Consider the following 20,051-nt stretch of genomic DNA (forward strand, 5'->3'; position numbering starts at 1 on the left):
ACCTACGTATTTTTACGTAAACGTCAATACGGACAACGAAAAAGGCCGGAGGTTTCGCTCCGGCCTTTTTTGAGAAATTGTGCGGCTTAGTAAGGGGATACACAAGCGCGGCGTGGGCCATTCGTTGGCTGGTACGTGTTGCTGCGCACATCGTAAGACCGGTAACGATTCAGGCACCATGTCGAATGCTGATCAACACGATCACGCGGTGCGGAGTTCACAGCGCCACCAATCAATGCTCCGGCGCCAAACGCTGCCAATGGGAACCAGTAGCCATTGTGATGACGGTAGCCGGGGCGACGATCACGGTAGCCTCGGTGGCCGTTGTAATATCCATAACGGTCGCGGCGGTCCCAACGATCACGGCGGTCAAAGCGATCCCGACGATCAAAACGCTCGCGACGGTCGAAGCGGCGGTCATGACGCCAGCGGTAGCTGTTGTCTTCGCCCTGTACCTGCACCACCATCGGCGAACCGGACTGTGCGGATTCAGATTTCACAACGGGTGTGAATGCCTGTGCAGGCATGATCGAACCAGCGATAAAAACCAGCGACATGCCAGCAGCAAAAATCTTTGATTTCATTGTCATGGGTATCTCCCAACCTTTGTATCTTCGGGTTGGAAATGCATTTGACGCCTAAAAGTTCCGCTTTTGCCGAAAACGACAGCAAAGCCTGTAACGGCTTACACTTCCACCTGCACATCCGTCAGCGGGCGTGAGCAGCAGGCGAGGATATAACCTTCATCGATTTCATCATCGAGAATGCCACCATTGTGGTTCATTTCCACATCGCCTGAAAGTTTCAGAATGCGGCAGGTGCCGCACAAGCCGCCCTCACACGCCGCCCCGATGCGCACACCGGCACCGCGTGCAGCCTGAAGAATGGTTTGGCCGGGGGGACATTTGACGTCTTTCCCAGCCAGCGTAAAGGTCAGCGTGGTTGCGGCCTCGGTATCGCCGGGCGCAATATTGACCTCGTCCGAATTTGGCACGACCGGCTGGAAGCTTTCCTCGTGATACCGGCTCATATCAAAATTGGCAGCGGCCAGCATGTCACGCACGCCATTCATGAACGGGGCCGGACCGCAACAAAACACCGTGCGCCCCGCAAAGTCTGGCGCCAACATCAACAGTTTCGCGCCGTCGATACGCCCGCGAAGGCCGTGCCAGAGCGCGCGCGGCGTGTGGCTTTCCACGATGAAGCCCAGTGACAGATTGGGCATATGCCCGGTGAGGCCTTCCAGTTCAGATCGAAACAGCAGATCGTTTGGACCGCGCGCGCAGGTTACGAACGCCACATCCGTTTGCGGCGCGCAATCAGCCAGCCACCGGGTCATCGAGACCATGGGGGTAATGCCGCTGCCTGCGGAAATGAACAGATATTTTTCGCCCGGATGTTTGGCGAGCGTGAAGTCTCCGAGCGGGCCGAACGCTTTCAGCGTCATGCCGACCCTTAAATTATCGAAGAGCCAGCGCGTGCCGATGCTGCCAGCCTGTGCCTTGACCGTGACCGCCACCGAAAATGGCCGCGACGGCGTGGACGACAGCGTGTAGGTGCGCATGACCGGCTCTGGCCGGGTAGGAATTTCCAGCGTGATGAACTGGCCGGGCAGATAACGAAACCAGTTCATCCGGTCTGACTTGAAGGTAAATGTCATCACGTCGGGCGTTTCCGCCGTGATGGATATGCATTCCAGCCGATGTTGCCGGTCACTCCACGGCTGCAACTCATCAAAATGGCGGAAAACCGTGCTTGCAGTCATATCAGGCAACCCGGAACAGCGGGCTGCGTTCGCCCTGCAAACGATCCTCCATGAAATTGGTGTACCACTCGACGAACTGCATGACGCCGCCCTCGTGATCTTCCGAATACGGCCCCGGCTCGTAAGCGGGTGAGCGGATGCCGAATGCGTTTTCCTCCACGATGCGGCGGTCCTGATCGTTGGTTTCAGTCCACACATGGGTCAGTTCTTCCAGCGTGTAATCCACGCCTTCAACAGCATCCTTGTTGACCAGCCATTTGGTGGTGACCTGCGTCAGTTCCGGCCCCAGCGGCAGCACGCGGAATGTGATGGCATGGTCCGTCAGCACGTGGTTCCAGGTTGACGGGTAATGGAACAGCAGCAACGTGCCGATTTCGCGCTCGGTGACATCGGGGGCCAACAGCTTGTTGACCGCCGGGCGACCGGACATGGTGTAGCTTTCCGCACCGTTGATCAGTGGCATACGCGCCGCGCGGAACTGGCCGGATGGCGACATGCGAAACTCGCTGGGCAAGCCCGCAGCCTCACAGCGCGACCAGTGGCCGGAAATCTCAGGATCGTCCTTTGCCCCCTGCACGCCGGTGGCAGACGGTGCTTCCGGGTAGGTGCGGCACAGTTCCGGGTGGTTGGCGGCGCAGTGATAGCACTCGCGGTTGTTTTCCCAGACAAGCTTCCAGTTGCCTTTCTCGACAATCGTGCTTTCAAAGGCGACCTTGGCCTCACTCAGTTTGTGGGGCAGGAAGTATGGTTCCATCATCTGGCGGAAGGGCGCAAAATCCGCCGGTTCGTCTGCCAGGCAGATAAAGATATAGCCGCCGACACTTTCGCAATGCACCGGCTTCAACCCGTGCTGCGACGGATCGAAATCAGCCTGCATCTGGCGTGCAAACAACAGCCGGCCATCCAATTCGTAGGTCCACTGGTGGTAGGGACAGACAAGTTTTGCCGCCGAACCTTTGTTCTGCGTGCAGACGCGTGAGCCGCGATGACGGCACGAATTGTGAAAGGCGCGAATGGTGCCCTGACGATCGCGTGTCACGACAATGGGGTAATCCCCCACCTGCACGGTGAAATAATTGCCGGTGCGGGCCACCTCACAATCATGCCCGATAAACAGCCAGTCGCGATACCAGATGAGGTCCATATCGACCTTGTAGACATCGGGATCGGTGTAAAAGGCCTGCTCCAGGCTGTGGCTTGTGCGGCGGCTTTTCAGCTTGCGCAATACGTCTGTGCGAATATCCATATCATGTCCTCGCATCTGGCGACAGTTGATCACTTCGCCCGTTCCCGCTCGGCTGTTTATTGCCGTTGTTGCCACCATCTAACCACCGCGCCTGTCTTTCCAGACGCCGGTTAACGACATCGGATTCGTGATTGACGACACCCATGCGACTTGACATCAAACCCGTTTCGATCAAGGAAACGCTATGGCCACCATCATCAATAGCGCGCGCGACGCGGCTCAAGCGCTGGAAGCGGCATCGGACGTGCTTGGCGCGGGTTTTCCAGTCGCAATTCCGACTGAAACCGTCTATGGCCTCGCCGCCGACGCGACCAGTGCGCAGGCGGTTTCACGCATCTACGAATGCAAAGGGCGGCCGCGCTTCAATCCTCTGATTGCCCATATGGCCGACCTTGCCATGGCCGAGCGCCATGTTGTTTTCGATCCTGTCTCCCGCACGCTTGCTGAACACTTCTGGCCCGGACCGCTGACGCTGATCTTGCCTCTGAAGACCGATAGCGACGTTCATGCGCTCTGTACCGCAGGGCTTGATACGCTGGGTGTGCGCGTACCGCAGGGCTTTGCCGGATCGCTGATTGCGCATTTCAAAAAACCGTTGGCGGCACCGAGTGCCAACACATCCGGCGCCATCAGCCCCACCACCGCCGCCCATGTGGAGGCCGATCTTGGCGATAAGCTGACCCTGATTCTGGATGGCGGGGCCTGTGCCGTGGGTCTGGAATCGACCATTCTGAAAGTGGAAGACGGTGTGATCCACCTGCTGCGCCCCGGCGGGCTGGATGTGGCGGAGATCGAAGCCGCCACGGGCCTGACGGCGCAGCGCCCGGCAAGCGCCGGTGCCATCATCGAAGCGCCGGGAATGCTTGCCTCCCACTATGCGCCCGTGGCACGGGTGCGGCTCAACGCAGCAGATGTGCGAGCAGATGAGGCCCTGATCCGGTTTGGCGGCACTCCCCTGCCCGGCGAGAGCGCCGCTCGGCTGGTGCTGGACCTGAGCCCGACCGGCAATCTGCGCGAGGCTGCCGCCAACCTGTTTGGCTATATGAAGAGGGCCGATGCTAGCGGCGCGCGTGCAATCGCATTTGGCCCCATTCCTGCCCATGGACTGGGCGAAGCCATTCGCGACCGGCTGGAGCGCGCCAGCGCACCTCGCCCATCAAGTGCGCCTCGTTCCTGAAAGGATATGTCAATGAACGACGTCATTGCCCGTTTCACAGCGATCGTCGGAGCCGAACACGCGCTGACGGACGCGGCTGACATTGCGCCTTATCTGGTGGAAAACCGTGGCCTGTACCACGGCACAACCCCGCTGGTTCTGCGGCCAGGAACGGTGGAGGAGGTCTCTGCCATTTTGAAACTCGCCAGTGAAACTGGCACGGCCATTGTACCGCAAGGCGGGAATACCGGCCATGTGGCCGGGCAAATTCCGCGCGAGGGCAAGGGCGATCTTGTTCTATCGCTGACGCGGCTCAACCGTATCCGTGAGATCGATCCGGTCGGCAATGTCATCGTAGCGGATGCGGGCTGCATTCTGGCGGATATTCAGGCAGCGGCGGACAGTGTCAACCGGCTTTTTCCGCTGTCGCTTGGCTCGGAAGGCTCCTGCCGCATTGGCGGCAATCTATCCAGCAATGCGGGCGGAACGGCGGTGCTGGCCTATGGCAATACACGCCAGTTGTGTCTGGGACTGGAAGTGGTTCTGCCCACCGGAGACATCTGGAACGGCTTGCGCAAGTTGAAAAAGGACAATACGGGCTATGATTTGCGCGATCTCTTCATAGGTGCCGAGGGTACGCTCGGTGTGATTACCGGCGCGGTGCTCAAGCTGTTTCCCAAACCCCTGGGCCATCAGGTTGCCTTTGCGGGCGTTGCCAGCGTAGAGGCGGCGCTTGCCGTTTTTGACATGGCGCAGAGCCTGTGTGGTGGCGCGCTGACCGGATTTGAACTGATGCCGCGTCTGGGCGTGGAGTTTACCACGCGGCATATTCCCGGCGTTCGTGATCCCATGGACACCGTGCATCCGTGGTACACGCTGATCGATATTTCGACCTCCAATTCCGCTGAAACTGCGGAGCGCATGATGCTGTCGCTTCTGGAACAGGCCATGGCCGCAGGTCTGGTGGAAAACGCTGTTATCGCGGCCAACGATACCCAGGCAAAGGCTCTGTGGCATATGCGCGAGAGCATGTCGCCCGCGCAAAAGCCGGAGGGTGGCTCGATCAAGCACGATGTTTCCGTGCCGGTGGCAAACGTTCCCGCCTTCATGCACGAGGCCGATGCGGCTGTGGTGGCGGCCATTCCCGGTGCGCGAATCTGCGCCTTCGGCCATATGGGTGACGGTAATATTCACTACAACATTTCCCAGCCGGTGGGAGCGGACAAACAGGCATTTTTGGCGCGTTGGCACGAAATCAACACCATCGTGCACGGCATTGTGCTATCCTACAACGGCTCGATTTCCGCCGAACACGGCATTGGCCAGTTGAAGCGGGACGAACTCGCCGAGGTCCGCTCCGCCATCGAAATCGACCTGATGCACCGTATCAAACACGCGTTCGACCCAGCCGGAATCATGAACCCCGGCAAGGTGCTGAAAGTTTAGAGACGGTATCTCAACCGCGACATGGTCATCAGCGTATCAGCGCTGATGCCACCAGCGGCGCCCGCGCCCAACATGATGCTCAACGATGGTGCAGTGCTAGCTTCGTTGACAACGTCATAAAGCGCCGCGAAACGTTTCAAAAAACCCTCTAGCTTTTCTGGATCCTGAAAATCCTTAATATCGATAAGATGATCCAAGGTGGCCTTTTGTGCCTCGACCTCGGCAGCCTTGATTTCTTCCGGAATATTGTAAACGGTACGAATAACCTCCATTAGCGGAGTGTCTGCAATGATATCATACGCAGAACTAATGCTGGAAGCTTTGCGTTCAAAATAAAGTGCGAGACGAACACCTTCGCTATCTTCCCCGCTTTGCTCCTCCAGGGTTTGCCGAAGATACAGGTCCATCGTCTCGTAATAGCCACGAGACGACTGTACTCCCTTATCTTGAGGACGAACAACTTCACCCTTGGTGTTGAAGTTGAAAGACGTGACCATCGTCCGATAGCGCGGATCGGTTTGCTGGTTGGCAAAACTTGATGGATCGTCAAGATTGGATGTGAATATTTTTCCCAGGAAATCAGTTGTCACAGCCTCCGGGTCAAATCCATTGGCAGTCAGCATGAACGAGACAAGGCGCTTATCGGACAGCAGATCGGTACGCGATGTTATCGTATCAATTTTTTTCTTATAAAACTCGATCTCTTTTTCCGCTTTGTCTTTCGCTTCTCTTCTTTCTGAACCCGTTAGATGACGAACCTTTTCAGACATATACTTGTTTGTGATCGCTGTGACTTCGATCGCAGATTGCGCCGACAACGGCCTACCCATTTTCCCGTCGCTTTCAAAGTTGAACGATTTAGCCAGTTCAACATAACGTGCGTCTTTCAGTGTATAAACATAGCTTTTTGGGTCAGATAAATCGCTTGTCAGTACTTTTTGAAGTTTATAATTCGATGCCGTTTCGTAATCTAAATTGTGAGCACTCAGCGCCACTTTCAAGATCAGCGGATTACCCAACAATTGTTTGAGTGTCTCAACCCCTGTCATCGCGCTTTTATAGAGTTTGATTGCCAGCTCGTCCCGCTTCACGTCGGCATCGTCATATTTTGAATTGTATCGGTTATCGACATTGAGGCGCTGTGCTGCTGACTGAACACCGCCAGGTTTGACGTTGCCTTCTCGGTCGAAATTAAACTGTGCGTTAATCCACCTATATGTTTCTTTAACGTCCGGCTTAGCCAAGTCTATAATTCCGCCAACTTCATTGGGATCGGCGGTCAGTATCTGCTTAATTGTTTCTTTATTTATAGGGTTGCTGAGACCGGCCGCAACGTTGATATAGTCGACCAAACGTCTGTCACTAACGATTTCGTCTACAGTGGTTACCCCGTCAACTTGTTGCTGAAAATAGATATTGTTCAGCGCTGCCTCATCGCGTGTGATGCGATCACTGGAATTAATAACATATTGCTCGCTTGCCTCCTTCTTCTGTTCATCAGTTTGAGGTTTTTCACCCGTCTTAATGCCGCCGTCAGCATCAAAATTGAACAATTTCGCCAGCTTCAACGCAGAATATCCTTCTTTGTTAGCGAAGCTGTCCGGATCGTTCAGATCACTCGTTAAAGCTGCCCTGAAGTAGTCGTAGGACACGTATTTTACAGCGCCGGGTGTCATTCCAGATGCAATGAGCGCGTATTCGCGTAGACGCTGGTTGCCCCAAAGCCCATCAACTGATTTTATCTCATCGACTTTTTCTTTGAAGTAATAGGTTTCAATCGCGTTGCGCTCAGGTATTCGCTCGAAATTCTCGCTGTAAAGACCGATTAGTTTCTCTATTTGAACATCGTTTTGAACGGACTTAGTAGAAGCAGTGAAGTTGAATGCTGCTGCGAAGTTTCGGTAACGCTCGTCAGTTAATTTGTTTGCATAGCTGGTCGGATCGTTCAGGTCGCTCTCCAACACCTTGCGCATCAACCCCTTTGCATAAGTCATTTCCTCGAGGCCGTGCGCTTTCATCGCATAGCTGTAGAGGCGGTCGTTGTTTATAAATTCATCGATTGTTGTGACCGAACTTATGTTTTCTCTGTAATAAGCTATGTCGCGCGCTACAATTGGGTCTTTCCCCACGCGCTCCAAGCTCGTCGGCATGTTCGCGGTGATATTCATATAAGATACGTAGGTCGAAACCATGCCGTGGCGTCTCCGTGTCAACAAGTCGAGACGAGCATACTGCGCCCGCCTTGCCCCAACCTATCTAAGCAACCCCTTAATAAAGTCTTGATGCGCGCTTCACCACTTGGAAACCCTGACGGGTTGGACTTCGCTAACCATCAGCAAATGCAGGATTTTCTTAACCGCAAATTTTAAGCGCTCTGGAAGGGGCGGTGCCTATTGTGAGGCTATCAGAGGACGAAAAGTCCCGACATGAAGACTGGTTCAGCCAGTCTCAAGCATTTCCAGAAAAAGCTGCATAGCTTTTTCGCCCGGACAATGCGTGGCAACAGGGTAAAACAAGGGCATATGATATGTTGAACACCGTCACCAAACCGGCCGTCAAACCAACATGGGCCGATAACACGCTCCGCCTTGATCCAAAGCGTTTTCCCCATGAGATCAGCTATGATACCGCTACCGGACATGTCTCGATCTGCCTGGACACACGCGGCGCAGTGTTGCGCAAGGTTCTGCCAACAAGCGGTCTGCCGCTGTCAATTGCGCTGCCGCCGCGCGCTTTTCTCGGTGTCGCCGCCCGCGCCATCGACCACGGCAACGGCGCTGTGACAGTGACGCTGGAACTGCACCATGAGGATCCGGACCTCTGTGTGCCGCTGCTGGTTGCGCATGATTTGTCCGACATTGCCGCCGACTGGCGCTCCTGGTCGGATGCCTACAAGATTCCCATGCTGATGGTGGAAGCCGACGGCGTTGCCCGTCCGTTGGAAGAGCATCTGGGTGATGTGCGCACGGCGCGCGTCAAGCCACGCCGCCGCCACTCCTATTTTGCAGAGCGTCGCCCGCGCTTTCTGGTGCGTCGCACCACCGGCAAACTGGGCGTGCAAATGAAAATCGACGGGCGCGAAATCATCGCCCGTAACTAAGCTGCCAACCGGATAATTAACGCGATCAAAAGGCTGATGAACATCATCAGCCCAACGACGCGGTTGAACTTGAACAATTGCAGGCACTGGGCAGGATTGCGAATATCCAGCACCACAATCTGGTAGGCCAGCAGACCAGCGGCAATACCAAGGCCGAGATAGGCAACCATGCCCAATCCTGCCGCGACAAAGGCTAATAGGAACAGCAGCATGGTCAGCCCGTACAGGCCGATCAGCCATGGCTTCGGCCTGTCGCCAAAACGGCGGGCCGTGGAGCGCACACCGATCAGTTCGTCATCCTCTACATCTTGATAGGCGTAGATGGTGTCGTAGCCCACGGTCCATGCAATCGCGCCAAGATACAGCAGTACGGAGGCCTGAGATACGGTGCCAAACGTGGCGGCCCACCCCATCAGCGCGCCCCATGAAAACGCCAGCCCGAGGAAGAATTGCGGCCAATCGGTAAAGCGTTTGGCGAAGGGGTAGACGGCGACAAACACCAGCGAGAAAACACCAAGACCAACGGTAAACCAATTGAACTGGAGCAGCACCAGCAGCCCCACCAGCGCCTGTGCCAGAATGAACAGCTTGGCATGCCAGCGTGTGATGCGGCCCGCTGGCAGCGGGCGCGAGCGCGTGCGCGCAACCTGATTGTCGATATCATGATCGATCAGATCATTATAGGTGCAGCCTGCACCGCGCATCGCCACCGAGCCGATGAAAAACAGCGCCAGATGCCAGAGGAAGGTTGCGCCTGAGAAGACGCCCATCTGCGCGGCAACATTGGCAGCCATCGCTGCCGACCAGAAGCAGGGCCACATCAACAACTGCCAGCCGATGGGTCTGTCCCAGCGGGCCAGTTGCGCATGGGGCCACAGGCTGCGGGGCAGCGCCCGGTAAACGAAAGTATCGGAAGGCGCGTCATACACGCGGCCAGAATCGGACGGATCGGACTGACTGTTGCTCATGCCTCTGTTTGCCGCCGCGCCTGCATCCGGTCAAGCGGATCGCGCCAAATTGCCCGTTTCACTTGACGTTTAGACATCTTCGCCTTAACGCCCCAACGATCGTGTGCAAGCGATCGTGAAGAAGGGGTTGCCTGATGAAAGTTCTGTTGATCGGTTCCGGCGGACGTGAGCACGCCTTGGCCTGGAAACTTGCGCAATCACCCCTGTTGACCACGCTCTACGCCGCACCGGGCAATCCCGGCATTGGCGAATGCACCACGCTGGTTGCGCTCGATACGGACGACCATGCTGCCGTGGTATCTTTCTGCCGGGACAACGGCGTCACCTTCGTGGTCGTGGGGCCGGAAGCCCCTCTGGTCGCTGGCATTGCCGATGCGCTGCGCGCGGCTGATATTGCGGTGTTCGGGCCTTCGGCGGCAGCGGCGCAGCTCGAAGGGTCCAAGGGGTTCACCAAGGATCTCTGCGCGGAGTTCAACATTCCGACCGGCGCGTACCAGCGGTTTACCGATGCCGCAGCGGCCCGTGCCTATGTGCAGGAACAAGGCGCGCCCATCGTTATCAAGGCCGATGGGCTGGCCGCTGGCAAGGGCGTGACCGTTGCCATGACACTGGATGAAGCGCTGGTGGCGGTGGACGATTGCTTTGACGGCGCCTTTGGCGCCGCAGGCGCGGAAGTGGTCGTCGAGGCGTTTCTGGATGGCGAAGAAGCCAGCTTCTTCTGCCTGTGCGATGGTGTCAATGCCTTGGCGCTCGCATCCGCGCAGGACCATAAGCGTGTTGGCGATGGCGACACGGGCCCCAATACCGGTGGCATGGGTGCCTACTCCCCTGCCCCTGTCATGACCGATGCCATGACACAGCGCACCATGGACGAAATCATTCTACCCACCATTTCCGGCATGGCGCAGCGCGGGCATCCCTTCGTCGGTGTGCTGTTTGCGGGCCTGATGATCACGGCACGAGGCCCCGAGCTGATTGAATACAACACACGCTTTGGCGACCCGGAAACGCAGGTGCTGATGATGCGCCTGAATGGCGATCTGCTGCCGTTGCTTTACGCTGCCGCGACCGGCACGCTCGATAGCGTGAAAGCGAACTGGAGCGATGATGTTGCGTTAACTGTCGTGATGGCATCCAAGGGCTATCCCGCAACCTTTGATAGAAACACAGCCATTGCCCATCTGCCGGACACCGGCACGGACGCAAAAATCTTCCATGCCGGGACCGCGCTGAAGGATGGCACACTGGTCGCGACCGGTGGCCGGGTTCTGAATGTCACCGCGCGCGGGGCGACAGTGAGCGAAGCCAAGGACAAGGCTTATGCCCTGCTGGATCAGGTAAAATGGGAGAACGGTTTTGCGCGGCGGGATATTGGCTGGCGCGCAATCAATCGTTAACCGCGTTCGCAACAAAGCACGACAACGACATTCTCATATGCTAATTTTCCGGTGTCTGATGGTTTCGGGAGATTGGCTTGAGAAGATTTTGGATGGGCAAAATTTGGATCGCCTTGCTCTGCCTCAGCAGTGCTCAAATGGCCAGCGCTTCGTCTATCGAGATCATTGTTTCCGGCGAACGGGTCGGAAACAGCGTGGAAACCATCACCTGTAAACACTGCCCACCCGTAAGGGTGGCAGATGAGCCATCTGCCGAAAAGGTGCCGGATCTTCCGCGGGGACAACAGAAAATTGAAGTTCGCAGGATCAACGGTGAACTCAAGGTTTTGCGCACAGAGGCATGGATGGGCGGCTCGCCCGTAGTCTATGTGAGTGAACCGACGGAAGCCCAACGGATTGCCGCCGGAGAACCGCCGCGCGATCCCGAAGCACTGAAAGCGGAACGCGAAGCCAAGGTCCGCGAGGCCGAAGCCGAAGCTCAAGCCGAGAATAAACCGGAGGACACGCCATCATCACAACAAGGTGATAGCAGCATCCTAAAATTGCCGGAAAGCTGATCTTATATCATGATTATCAGACTGCCAGTTTCTCCAGTCCTGGCAGACATTGCAGAAAGCCTGACACCCCTGTTTGGAGTGTCAGGCTTTTTTTTACTCATTTTGAAGCATGTTCTCTATCGACCCTCGCTTCGCTCCGGTCGGAATATGCTTTAACCGGAAATCTTGGAGAAGTCGGCAACCGTCCCTGTCGCGGCGCGGATGCTGGCAAGAAGCGCCAGGCGGTTTGCGCGCACGTCCACATTCTCGTCGTTGACCAGAACATCAACAAAGAACTGGTCGACCGGCGCCCGCAGACGGGACAGGGCTTCCATCGCCGCATGAAAATCGTCGCGCTCCACCGCCTCACGGGCGTTGAGAGCAGCGACATCCACGGCGGCAAACAGGGCTTTTTCGGCATCGACAGTCAGGAGTGCTGCCTTGACAGCGGGCGCAATGGTGGTGCCCTTCTTTTCTTCTGCAGCCAGCAACTGCGTGGCGCGCTTGGTGCCTGCCAAAAGGTTCTGGCCATCCTGTGAATTGAGAAAGGCCGTCAGCGCCTCGACGCGGCGGGCAATCATCAACAAATCATCGGCCTGCGGCGTGATGACGGCGTCGATCAGATCATGGCGGGCACCGAGCTCGCGCAAATAGACCTTCAACCGGTCATGGAAGAAGGACAAAAGGTCAGCACTTTCTGTGGAATCGGCACCGTGCCCGCGCAACGCCTCTGCAAAGACCGGCAGCAGGTGAATACGCAAGCCCCGCTCCAGCAGAATACGGATCACGCCAAGGGCCGCCCGGCGGAGCGCATAGGGGTCCTTGGAGCCGGTCGGCTTTTCGTCAATTGCCCAGAAACCCGTCAGCGTATCCAGCTTGTCAGCCAGCGCAATGGTGATGGCAACTTTATCGGTCGGCACGCGGTCTGACGGCCCCTGCGGCTTGTAATGATCCTCGATGGCGGTTGCGACGGACTCATGCTCGCCTTGCAGGCTGGCATAGCGACGGCCCATCAAGCCCTGAAGCTCGGGGAACTCGTTGACCGCTTCCGTGCGCAAGTCAGCCTTGGCCAGTAGGCTCGCGCGATCCACCAGGGAAGCGTCTGCCCCGGTCAGGGCTGACAGCGTTTTGCCTAAAGCGCGGATACGGGCCACCCGCGCCCCTTGCGTACCGAGCTTGGCCTGAAAGGTTACGTTCAGCGCATCGAGCTTGGCCATGCGCTGATCCAGCGGCTTTGCCAGATCCAGACCGAAACGGTCCGCGCTCGCGGCAAGTGTTGCCAGATCCGGCAGATCGGCTTGATCGCGCTTCCAGAAATGGGCGGCATCCGACAAGCGGGCGCGCACGACCTTGCCATTGCCGTGAATGATCTCCTTGCCACCGTCCTTGGCTTCGATATTGGCCACCAGAATGAAGGCATTGGAGAGCGTATCAGCCCCCGGTGCCCGCGTGACGAAGCACTTCTGATTTGTCTTGATCGTCAGGCGGATGATTTCCGACGGAATGGCCAGATAGTCTTCCTCGAAATAGCCCATCAGCACCTGCGGCCATTCCACGAGACCGCTGACCTCTTCCAGCAGGCCCTCGTCTTCCACGAGTTCCAGGCCGGTGGCAAAGGTCAGGTTGGCGGCGTCCGTCGCGATGATCTGCTTGCGGCGGTCGGCATCCAGCACGACCTTGGCGCGCTCCAGCTTTTCGACATAATCACCAAAGCGGCGCACGGTGATGGCATCGGGCGCGTGAAAACGGTGCCCGTAGGTCACGTTGCCAGCGACGATCCCATCGACCTCGAAGGGAATAACAATGGTTTCATCGGTTTCCGAGCCGAAGGTGCAGACAATGCTTTGCAGCGGACGCACCCAGCGCAACGATCCGGGCTTGGCCGAGGCAACGCCGGAGCGCATGGGCTTGGCCCATGGGAAATTGCGGATAATGCCGGGCATGACCTCGGCAATGATCTCATCGGCAGGCCGCCCCGGCTTGACGATGTGGGCAACGTAGAAGTCACCCTTTTTCGGGTCGCTGTGCACATGCGCCTCGGAAATCGAGGTCAGCCCTGCCCCGCGCAAAAAGCCTTCAATCGCCTTTTCATTGGCGTCCGTGCGGGGGCCTTTGCGGTCCTCGCGCACATCGGCAGAGCGGGCATTGAGGCCGCGAATGTCCAGCGTCAGGCGGCGCGGCGTCCAGTATTCACGCGCACCCTCATAGGTCAGGCCGGCTTCCACCAGCGCATCGGTCACAAGCTTTTTGAGATCACCCGCAGCCTTGCGCTGCATACGGGCGGGAATTTCCTCGGAACGGAGTTCAAGCAGCAAATCAGGCATTACAGGGACTCCGCAGTCAGGTTTGCGCCACCCGCATCCGTCAGCAGGAAGGCCTCGCCGCAGGCTTTCGCCAGCGTGCGCACGCGCAGGATATAGCTTTGGCGTTCGGTGACTGAAATCACACCACGCGCATCCAGAAGATTGAAGACGTGCGACGCCTTGATGCACTGGTCATAGGCAGGCAGCACACACGTGTGCAAGGCACCGGCCTCATGCGGTGCACCCGCATTCAGAAGGGCCTGACACTCGATTTCCGCATCGATGAAGTGCTGGTGCAGCATGGTTGTGTTGGCATATTCAAAATTGTAGCGGGAATATTCCTGCTCGGCCTGCAGGAACACATCGCCATAGGTGATTTTCTCAGGCCCTTCGCGACCGTTGAAGTTGAGGTCATAGACATTGTCCACGCCCTGCACATACATGGCGAGGCGCTCCAGACCATAGGTCAATTCACCGGAAACGGGGGCGCATTCAATGCCGCACACCTGCTGGAAATAGGTGAACTGCGACACTTCCATGCCGTCGCACCAGCACTCCCAGCCAAGGCCCCATGCGCCGAGAGTGGGGCTTTCCCAGTCGTCTTCCACAAAGCGGATATCATGCAGCAGCGGATCCAGCCCGATGGCTTTCAGGGAACCCAGATACAGCTCCTGAAGGTTGGAGGGGTTTGGCTTGAGGATAACCTGATACTGGTAATAGTGCTGCATCCGGTTGGGGTTTTCACCATAGCGGCCATCCGAGGGGCGGCGCGACGGCTGCACATAGGCGGCGCGCCAGGGCTTGGGGCCCAATGCCCGCAGTGTGGTTGCCGGGTGAAACGTGCCTGCGCCCACTTCCATATCATAGGGCTGCAACACGGCGCAGCCCTTGTCGGCCCAATAGGCGTGAAGGGTAAGGATCAGCGCCTGAAAGGAACGGGCGGGATTCATGTGGTCCGGCAGGTCAATATCGGTCATGGATACGTCAGCACACTCTTATTTTCTGGATGCGGACTGGTGCCACGATGCCCCGCGACCGTCAAGTGCGGATCAGTCTTCGGGCTTCTTCACCCGGTATTCGCCGGTCTCGGGGTCCTTGACCAAAGTGCCGGTGGCCCCGGTTTCACGGTTGCGACGCAATTCTTCGGTTTTGCGGGACAGCTTCTCGGCATCTGCAATAAATTTGCGATATCCCAGCCATGCCAGACCCGCCACCAAAAGAATAAGTATCAGCTGCGCCATGCTAGTATCCGTATTGTTACAATCCAAACCGGCCCCAGAGAGCCTTTTCCTCAGCCAGATCGGCGACCGCTGAAACGGCAGCGCTGGCAAACTGGCCTGCCGCGTCGGAAGAAACCGATACGCCCGGCTGCTTGCGCCCGAACAGACCGCGAGAGGCGGAAACCAGTTGCAAGCGCACATCCGTACCATAACGCTTTTTCAGCTCACCGCGCAAATCCCCCAGACCATCGATCAAGCCGAGGTCCAGACCGCGCGTGCCGGTCCAGAACAGGCCGGAAAAGATCGTGTCCTCGTCGCTCAGCTTTGGCCCCCGACGGGACTTGACCATATCGATGAAAATGGCGTGAATGTCGGCCTGAAGGGCTTTGAGAAATTCGACATCCTTCTCCTTTTCCGGCTGGAAGGGGTCGAGCAGAACCTTGTTTTCACCCGCCGTATAGACACGGCGCTCCACACCGATCTTGCGCAAAAGCTCCGGGAAGCCAAAGCCACCGGACACCACACCGATGGAGCCGACGATGGAGGTGGCGTCTGCAATAATTTCGTCGCCCGCCAGCGCAATCATGTAACCGCCGGAGGCCGCGACATCCTCGACGAAGATCAGAACTTTCTTGTTTTTCTCGACCGCGAGATCGCGAATACGCTGAAAAATCAGCCGCGATTGCACCGGCGAGCCACCGGGCGAATTGATGGAGATGGCGACCGCAGGCGCGTCCTTCACCCCAAACGCCCGCTCCAGCACGGGAGCCGCCGTTGCAATATTCAGCGCCGGGCGAAATGCGCTTCCACCCGCCATGATGGTGCCATGCAGCCGCACCACAGGAATGACTACGCCTTCTTTTCGAAAACGCTTTGGCAGGAATTTTTTAAGGCGCTGCATGATCACTCCATTATGCTTACATTCAGCAAAGCATGTAAGTTCGCCAATGCAAATCACAATGGAGAATGACCAATAATTTGAGCCTATATTAGAGTGCCATATCCGGCACGCGCTTTACAACGCCATTGCCCAAACCATTTGAAGCAGACGTTGCGACAGTAACCTTCGGTGGTGTCGGCAGGTCCAGCTTCTCACTGGTGTAGACCCATTCGCGGGCGATCCGCTCCGGATCATCGCCGAGTTTCGCGCCATAGCCCGGAACAATCGTCTGGATCTTGCTCTGCCATTCCGGAGAGGCAACCTTGTCGGCAAAGACTTTTTCCAGAACCGACAACATGATGGGAACAGCCGTGGACGCCCCCGGTGACGCGCCAAGCAGGCCGGCAATGCTGCCATCCTGCGCGCTGACGACTTCTGTGCCGAGCTTCAGAACACCGCCCTTTTCCGCGTCCTTCTTGATGATCTGCACACGCTGGCCAGCCTGCCACAGCCGCCATTCCGACTGCTTCGCACCGGGGAAATACTCCTGCAACGCGGCAAAGCGATCATCATCCGACAGCATCAACTGACCCGCGAGGTATTCGATCAGAGAATACTGGTCAACGCCAACCTTCATCATCGGCCACAGGTTGCTGGTGTTGGTTGCCGACAGCAGATCAAGGTAGGAACCGTCTTTCAGGAACCGCGTGGAGAATGTTGCAAACGGGCCGAATAGCAGAACGCGCTTGCCATCAATCACGCGCGTATCGAGATGCGGCACGGACATGGGCGGAGAACCGACCGAAGCCTTGCCATAGGCTTTCGCCAGATGGCGCATGGCCACATCAGGGTTGTCGTTGACAAGGAACGAGCCGCCGACTGGGAAGCCGCCATACTGGTCGATTTCCGAAATGCCCGACATTTGCAGCAGGTGCAACGCGGCACCGCCCGCGCCGACAAACACGAATTTGGCATTGACCGTCTGGCGCGTGTCGTCCTTCAGGTTACGATAGGTAACGCGCCATGTGCCATCGGCGTTGCGCTCCATCTCGTCCACTTCGCTCGACAGGTTCAAGCGGAAGTTTGGCTGGCTCTGCATATGCGATACGAACTGGCGGGTGATTTCGCCAAACTCCATGTCGGTGCCGAGCGGCGACCAGGTGGCCGCAATCTTCTGGGTGGGATCACGGCCCTCCATCATCAGAGGAACCCATTCGGCAATCTTTGCCGGGTCCTCGGAGTATTCCATGCCGGAAAACAGCGGGCTTGCCTGCATTGCATCGTAACGCTTGCGCAGGTAAGCGGCATTCTCTTCGCCCCAGACGAAGCTCATATGCGGCGTATGGTTGATGAAAGAACGCGGGTTTTTCAAAACACCCTGCTCGACATGATAGGCCCAGAACTGCCGCGAAATCTGGAACGCCTCATTGATCTTGATGGCCTGGGCGATCTTGATATTGCCCTCGGAATCCTCCGGCGTGTAATTCAACTCGGCCAGGGCCGCATGGCCGGTGCCAGCGTTGTTCCAGCCGTTTGAGCTCTCCAGCGCGACACCATCGAGGCGCTCGATCATTTCCACCGACCAGTTGGGCTCCAGATTGCGCAGCCACATGCCAAGCGTGGAACTCATGATACCGCCGCCGATGAGCAGAACGTCGACATTTCTGCTTTCGCCGACGGCAGGCTTGCCGCAGCCGGGAAGAACGGTAACAGCCAGACCCGCCAGTGCGCCGCCAATGACCTGCCTGCGTTTCAGCGGCAAAGCCGATTGTATTGTGCCGGGGAAAACATCACTGACGGTCGGGCTACTCATGGTCGCTTCACCTATGTTCGCTACATGCCTAATATCTTGTGAACTTACTAACGAACAAAGACTACTGAAACAATAGGTTTTTGCGGCAAATGCGCGCTACTTCAGACGCGCATAGGCGGTGCGACCATTGTTGAGATCGTTGACCGTTCCGGCAAAGCGGTGGCTGTCTTCCTCATGGATGACGAGCGGAGCGCGGAGCGTCAGGCGCGCACGGTTCTGCTTGATGGCGGTGACGAGAATGCGCACGGCGCTTTCATTGCGCCGGGGCTGGATGGCGGTGATTTCAATACCGCCGAAGCGCCTGCCGCAAGCGGCGATAATATCGGCAATCGATTGCGGCCGGGCAATCAAAGACAACTGCCCGCCGGGCCGCATGATGGCACCGGCGGTGCGGATCCAGATATCGAACAACCCCTCCGTCATGGCGTGCGCTTCGGCTTTCAAAGGGTCCGGCGTGCGCCGGTCCGCGTGATCGTTGAACGGCGGGTTCATGATGACGTGGTCGAACACCTCATCGGCCAGACCGGCGGACACGCGGCGCTGGCCGGTCAGCCCTACATCGGCCTCCAGCACCTGCACACGGCCTTTAAAACGGGCATTCTGCGGCAAATCGAGGGTTTTTTTGGCCAGCGCTGCCATCAGGGGGGAGCGCTCGACAAGGGTGACCTCGGCTTCACCAAGACGCGAGGCGACCGCAAGGCCCGCAGCACCGGCACCGGCCCCAAGATCAGCCACGCGGACGCGCGCGGGAGCGGCCACAAGGCTTGCCAGCAGCATGGCATCCATGCCGGAGCGATGCCCGGCCCCCAGCGGCTGCACCACATGAAAGGCACCATAGTGGAAGGCGTCCACGGTCTCGGTGAACGCAACAGCCGTATCGTTCACGAGAGGGTCGGTCATGCGTCCCGCAGCTCATGTTCCAGCCCGGCGTCGATCAACAGGCGACGGGCTTCATCGGCGCGATCATCCTCCACCAGAAAACGGCGCGGCAGCAGGCCGAGCGACCCTTCGAGAATACTCATACCCTGATCGGCAATGAGATAATAAATCCCCGCTTCTTTCATCAGGCTTTCGGCGAAGGAGAGAAGGACGGGATCGTTCGCACGGATCAATTCTTTCATGGGGTATTTTTCCTCTTGCCGCGCATAGCCAGCCTTTCTATTGTTCACACCTGAAATGCAACAGGAGTCCTGAAGCCTTGGGCGTAGTGATACCGCTGGAAGAAAGCAAAAACAAACAGGCATCGGTGAAGCCTCTGGTCGATCTGACGAAAGCCGATATGGAGCGGGTCAACCAGCTTATCCTGTCCAAGGCAGGCTCGGATGTGCAGATGATTCCCGAAGTGGCGAACCATCTGATTTCTTCGGGCGGCAAACGCCTGCGCCCCATGCTGACTTTGGCATCTGCCGCCATGTTTGGCTATCAGGGTGATTCGCACATCAAGCTTGCCACCAGCGTGGAGTTTATGCACACCGCCACCCTGCTGCATGACGATGTGGTGGACGAAAGCGATCTGCGCCGCGGCAAATCCACCGCCCGAATGATCTGGGGCAATCAGGCAAGTGTGCTGGTGGGCGATTTTCTGCTTGGCCAGGCCTTCCGCATGATGGTGGATGTCGGCTCGCTCGATGCGCTAGATGTGCTGTCCACGGCAGCCTCGGTGATTGCCGAAGGCGAGGTGTTGCAGCTTTCCGTCGCAAAGAACATGGAGACGACGGAGGACGATTATCTGTCCGTCATCCGCGCCAAGACGGCGGCGCTGTTTGCAGCCGCGTCCGAGGTCGGCCCGATTGTTGCGGGCACGCCGAAGGCGCACCGCAACGCGCTGAAATCCTATGGGATGAACTTGGGGTTAGCTTTCCAGCTTGTGGACGATGTGCTGGATTATGGCGGGCAGGCCGATGACCTTGGCAAGAATGTCGGCGATGATTTTCGCGAGGGCAAGATAACACTGCCGGTCATCCTCTCTTACCGCCGTGGCAATGAGGACGACAGGGCGTTCTGGCGCGCAGCGATTGAGGGCGGCGACAGCACGGAAGACAATTTGCACAAGGCACTGCACCTCATCAACCGCTATGGTGGGCTGACGGATACCATTGCGCGGGCGCGCCATTACGGCACCATTGCCCGCGACGCTCTGGCGCCCCTGCCGGAAAGCCCGTGGAAAGCAGCGCTGCTGGAAGTCATCGATTTTTGTATCGACCGGGTCAATTGAGATTGA

18 protein-coding genes are annotated in these 20,051 nt (G+C 57.7%); 6 read left to right on the plus strand and 12 right to left on the minus strand.

Translation table 11 applies throughout. The features are described from left to right. Window positions 1–86 precede the first annotated feature (86 nt). The 3 genes from IFT84_RS01995 to IFT84_RS02005 all read right to left on the minus strand — a co-directional run bounded on the left by IFT84_RS01995 (window position 87) and on the right by IFT84_RS02005 (window position 3,011). Entirely contained in the window at window positions 87–584 is a 498-nt protein-coding gene (locus tag IFT84_RS01995) for a BA14K family protein (protein WP_192117556.1), read from the minus strand. A 101-nt stretch (window positions 585–685) separates the two neighbouring features. Beyond that, a complete protein-coding gene (locus IFT84_RS02000) occupies window positions 686–1,765 on the minus strand; it encodes a hybrid-cluster NAD(P)-dependent oxidoreductase (RefSeq protein ID WP_192116963.1) in 1,080 nt (359 codons plus the stop codon). A 1-nt stretch (window position 1,766) separates the two neighbouring features. Continuing rightward, on the minus strand, window positions 1,767–3,011 hold the full coding sequence (locus IFT84_RS02005; protein WP_192116964.1) for an aromatic ring-hydroxylating oxygenase subunit alpha: 1,245 nt from the start codon (window positions 3,009–3,011) through the stop codon (window positions 1,767–1,769). 184 nt (window positions 3,012–3,195) lie between these two features. Between IFT84_RS02005 and IFT84_RS02010 the strand changes: the two genes are divergently transcribed. Together IFT84_RS02010 and IFT84_RS02015 are read left to right on the plus strand one after the other, a co-directional pair. Beyond that, on the plus strand, window positions 3,196–4,188 hold the full coding sequence (locus IFT84_RS02010; RefSeq protein ID WP_192116965.1) for an L-threonylcarbamoyladenylate synthase: 993 nt from the start codon (window positions 3,196–3,198) through the stop codon (window positions 4,186–4,188). Between the two features lie 12 nt (window positions 4,189–4,200). Next, window positions 4,201–5,613 (plus strand): FAD-binding oxidoreductase, encoded by a 1,413-nt coding sequence (locus IFT84_RS02015; protein WP_446737556.1) that lies wholly within the window; start codon window positions 4,201–4,203, stop codon window positions 5,611–5,613. On the opposite strand, the gene IFT84_RS02020 is transcribed toward IFT84_RS02015, so the two are convergent. Beyond that, window positions 5,610–7,805: a DUF1217 domain-containing protein gene (locus IFT84_RS02020; RefSeq protein WP_192116967.1), complete on the minus strand. Its 2,196-nt coding sequence runs from the start codon at window positions 7,803–7,805 to the stop codon at window positions 5,610–5,612. The genes IFT84_RS02015 and IFT84_RS02020 overlap by 4 nt on opposite strands. Before the next feature lie 335 nt (window positions 7,806–8,140). Here IFT84_RS02020 and IFT84_RS02025 point away from each other — a divergent pair, with 335 nt between their 5' ends. Next, complete coding sequence (locus IFT84_RS02025) at window positions 8,141–8,713, plus strand: DUF6101 family protein (protein ID WP_192116968.1); 573 nt, start codon at window positions 8,141–8,143, stop codon at window positions 8,711–8,713. On the opposite strand, the gene ubiA is transcribed toward IFT84_RS02025, so the two are convergent. Then, on the minus strand, window positions 8,710–9,681 hold the full coding sequence (ubiA, locus tag IFT84_RS02030) for a 4-hydroxybenzoate octaprenyltransferase (RefSeq protein ID WP_192116969.1): 972 nt from the start codon (window positions 9,679–9,681) through the stop codon (window positions 8,710–8,712). The genes IFT84_RS02025 and ubiA overlap by 4 nt on opposite strands. 134 nt (window positions 9,682–9,815) lie before the next feature. On the opposite strand from ubiA, the gene purD reads away from it, so the two are divergent. Both purD and IFT84_RS02040 read left to right on the plus strand, forming a co-directional pair. Beyond that, on the plus strand, window positions 9,816–11,078 hold the full coding sequence (purD, locus tag IFT84_RS02035; protein ID WP_192116970.1) for a phosphoribosylamine--glycine ligase: 1,263 nt from the start codon (window positions 9,816–9,818) through the stop codon (window positions 11,076–11,078). Between the two features lie 92 nt (window positions 11,079–11,170). Then, window positions 11,171–11,635, plus strand: a complete 465-nt coding sequence (locus IFT84_RS02040; protein ID WP_192116971.1) for a plant virulence effector HPE1-like domain-containing protein — start codon at window positions 11,171–11,173, stop codon at window positions 11,633–11,635. A 152-nt stretch (window positions 11,636–11,787) separates the two neighbouring features. On the opposite strand, the gene glyS is transcribed toward IFT84_RS02040, so the two are convergent. From glyS to IFT84_RS02075, 7 genes are all read right to left on the minus strand, one after another. After that, window positions 11,788–13,938: a glycine--tRNA ligase subunit beta gene (gene glyS / locus IFT84_RS02045; protein WP_192116972.1), complete on the minus strand. Its 2,151-nt coding sequence runs from the start codon at window positions 13,936–13,938 to the stop codon at window positions 11,788–11,790. After that, window positions 13,938–14,894, minus strand: coding sequence for a glycine--tRNA ligase subunit alpha (locus IFT84_RS02050; protein WP_192116973.1), 957 nt, complete (start codon window positions 14,892–14,894; stop codon window positions 13,938–13,940). The genes glyS and IFT84_RS02050 overlap by 1 nt, the downstream gene beginning before the upstream one ends. Window positions 14,895–14,966: 72 nt before the next feature. After that, window positions 14,967–15,158, minus strand: coding sequence for an NfeD family protein (locus IFT84_RS02055; RefSeq protein WP_192116974.1), 192 nt, complete (start codon window positions 15,156–15,158; stop codon window positions 14,967–14,969). Window positions 15,159–15,174: 16 nt separating this feature from the next. After that, complete coding sequence (locus IFT84_RS02060; RefSeq protein ID WP_197975409.1) at window positions 15,175–16,038, minus strand: S49 family peptidase; 864 nt, start codon at window positions 16,036–16,038, stop codon at window positions 15,175–15,177. An 88-nt stretch (window positions 16,039–16,126) separates the two neighbouring features. Further along, window positions 16,127–17,830 (minus strand): malate dehydrogenase (quinone), encoded by a 1,704-nt coding sequence (gene mqo / locus IFT84_RS02065; protein ID WP_192116975.1) that lies wholly within the window; start codon window positions 17,828–17,830, stop codon window positions 16,127–16,129. Between the two features lie 96 nt (window positions 17,831–17,926). Further along, on the minus strand, window positions 17,927–18,730 hold the full coding sequence (locus tag IFT84_RS02070) for a tRNA1(Val) (adenine(37)-N6)-methyltransferase (protein ID WP_192116976.1): 804 nt from the start codon (window positions 18,728–18,730) through the stop codon (window positions 17,927–17,929). Next, window positions 18,727–18,951, minus strand: coding sequence for a putative signal transducing protein (locus IFT84_RS02075; RefSeq protein WP_192116977.1), 225 nt, complete (start codon window positions 18,949–18,951; stop codon window positions 18,727–18,729). Before IFT84_RS02075 ends, IFT84_RS02070 begins: the two co-directional genes overlap by 4 nt. Before the next feature lie 77 nt (window positions 18,952–19,028). Between IFT84_RS02075 and IFT84_RS02080 the strand changes: the two genes are divergently transcribed. Then, window positions 19,029–20,045, plus strand: a complete 1,017-nt coding sequence (locus IFT84_RS02080; RefSeq protein ID WP_192116978.1) for a polyprenyl synthetase family protein — start codon at window positions 19,029–19,031, stop codon at window positions 20,043–20,045. The last annotated feature ends 6 nt before the right edge of the window (window positions 20,046–20,051 follow it).

This window comes from Rhizobium sp. CFBP 8762, from assembly GCF_014841565.1.
GTDB lineage: Bacteria > Pseudomonadota > Alphaproteobacteria > Rhizobiales > Rhizobiaceae > CFBP-8762.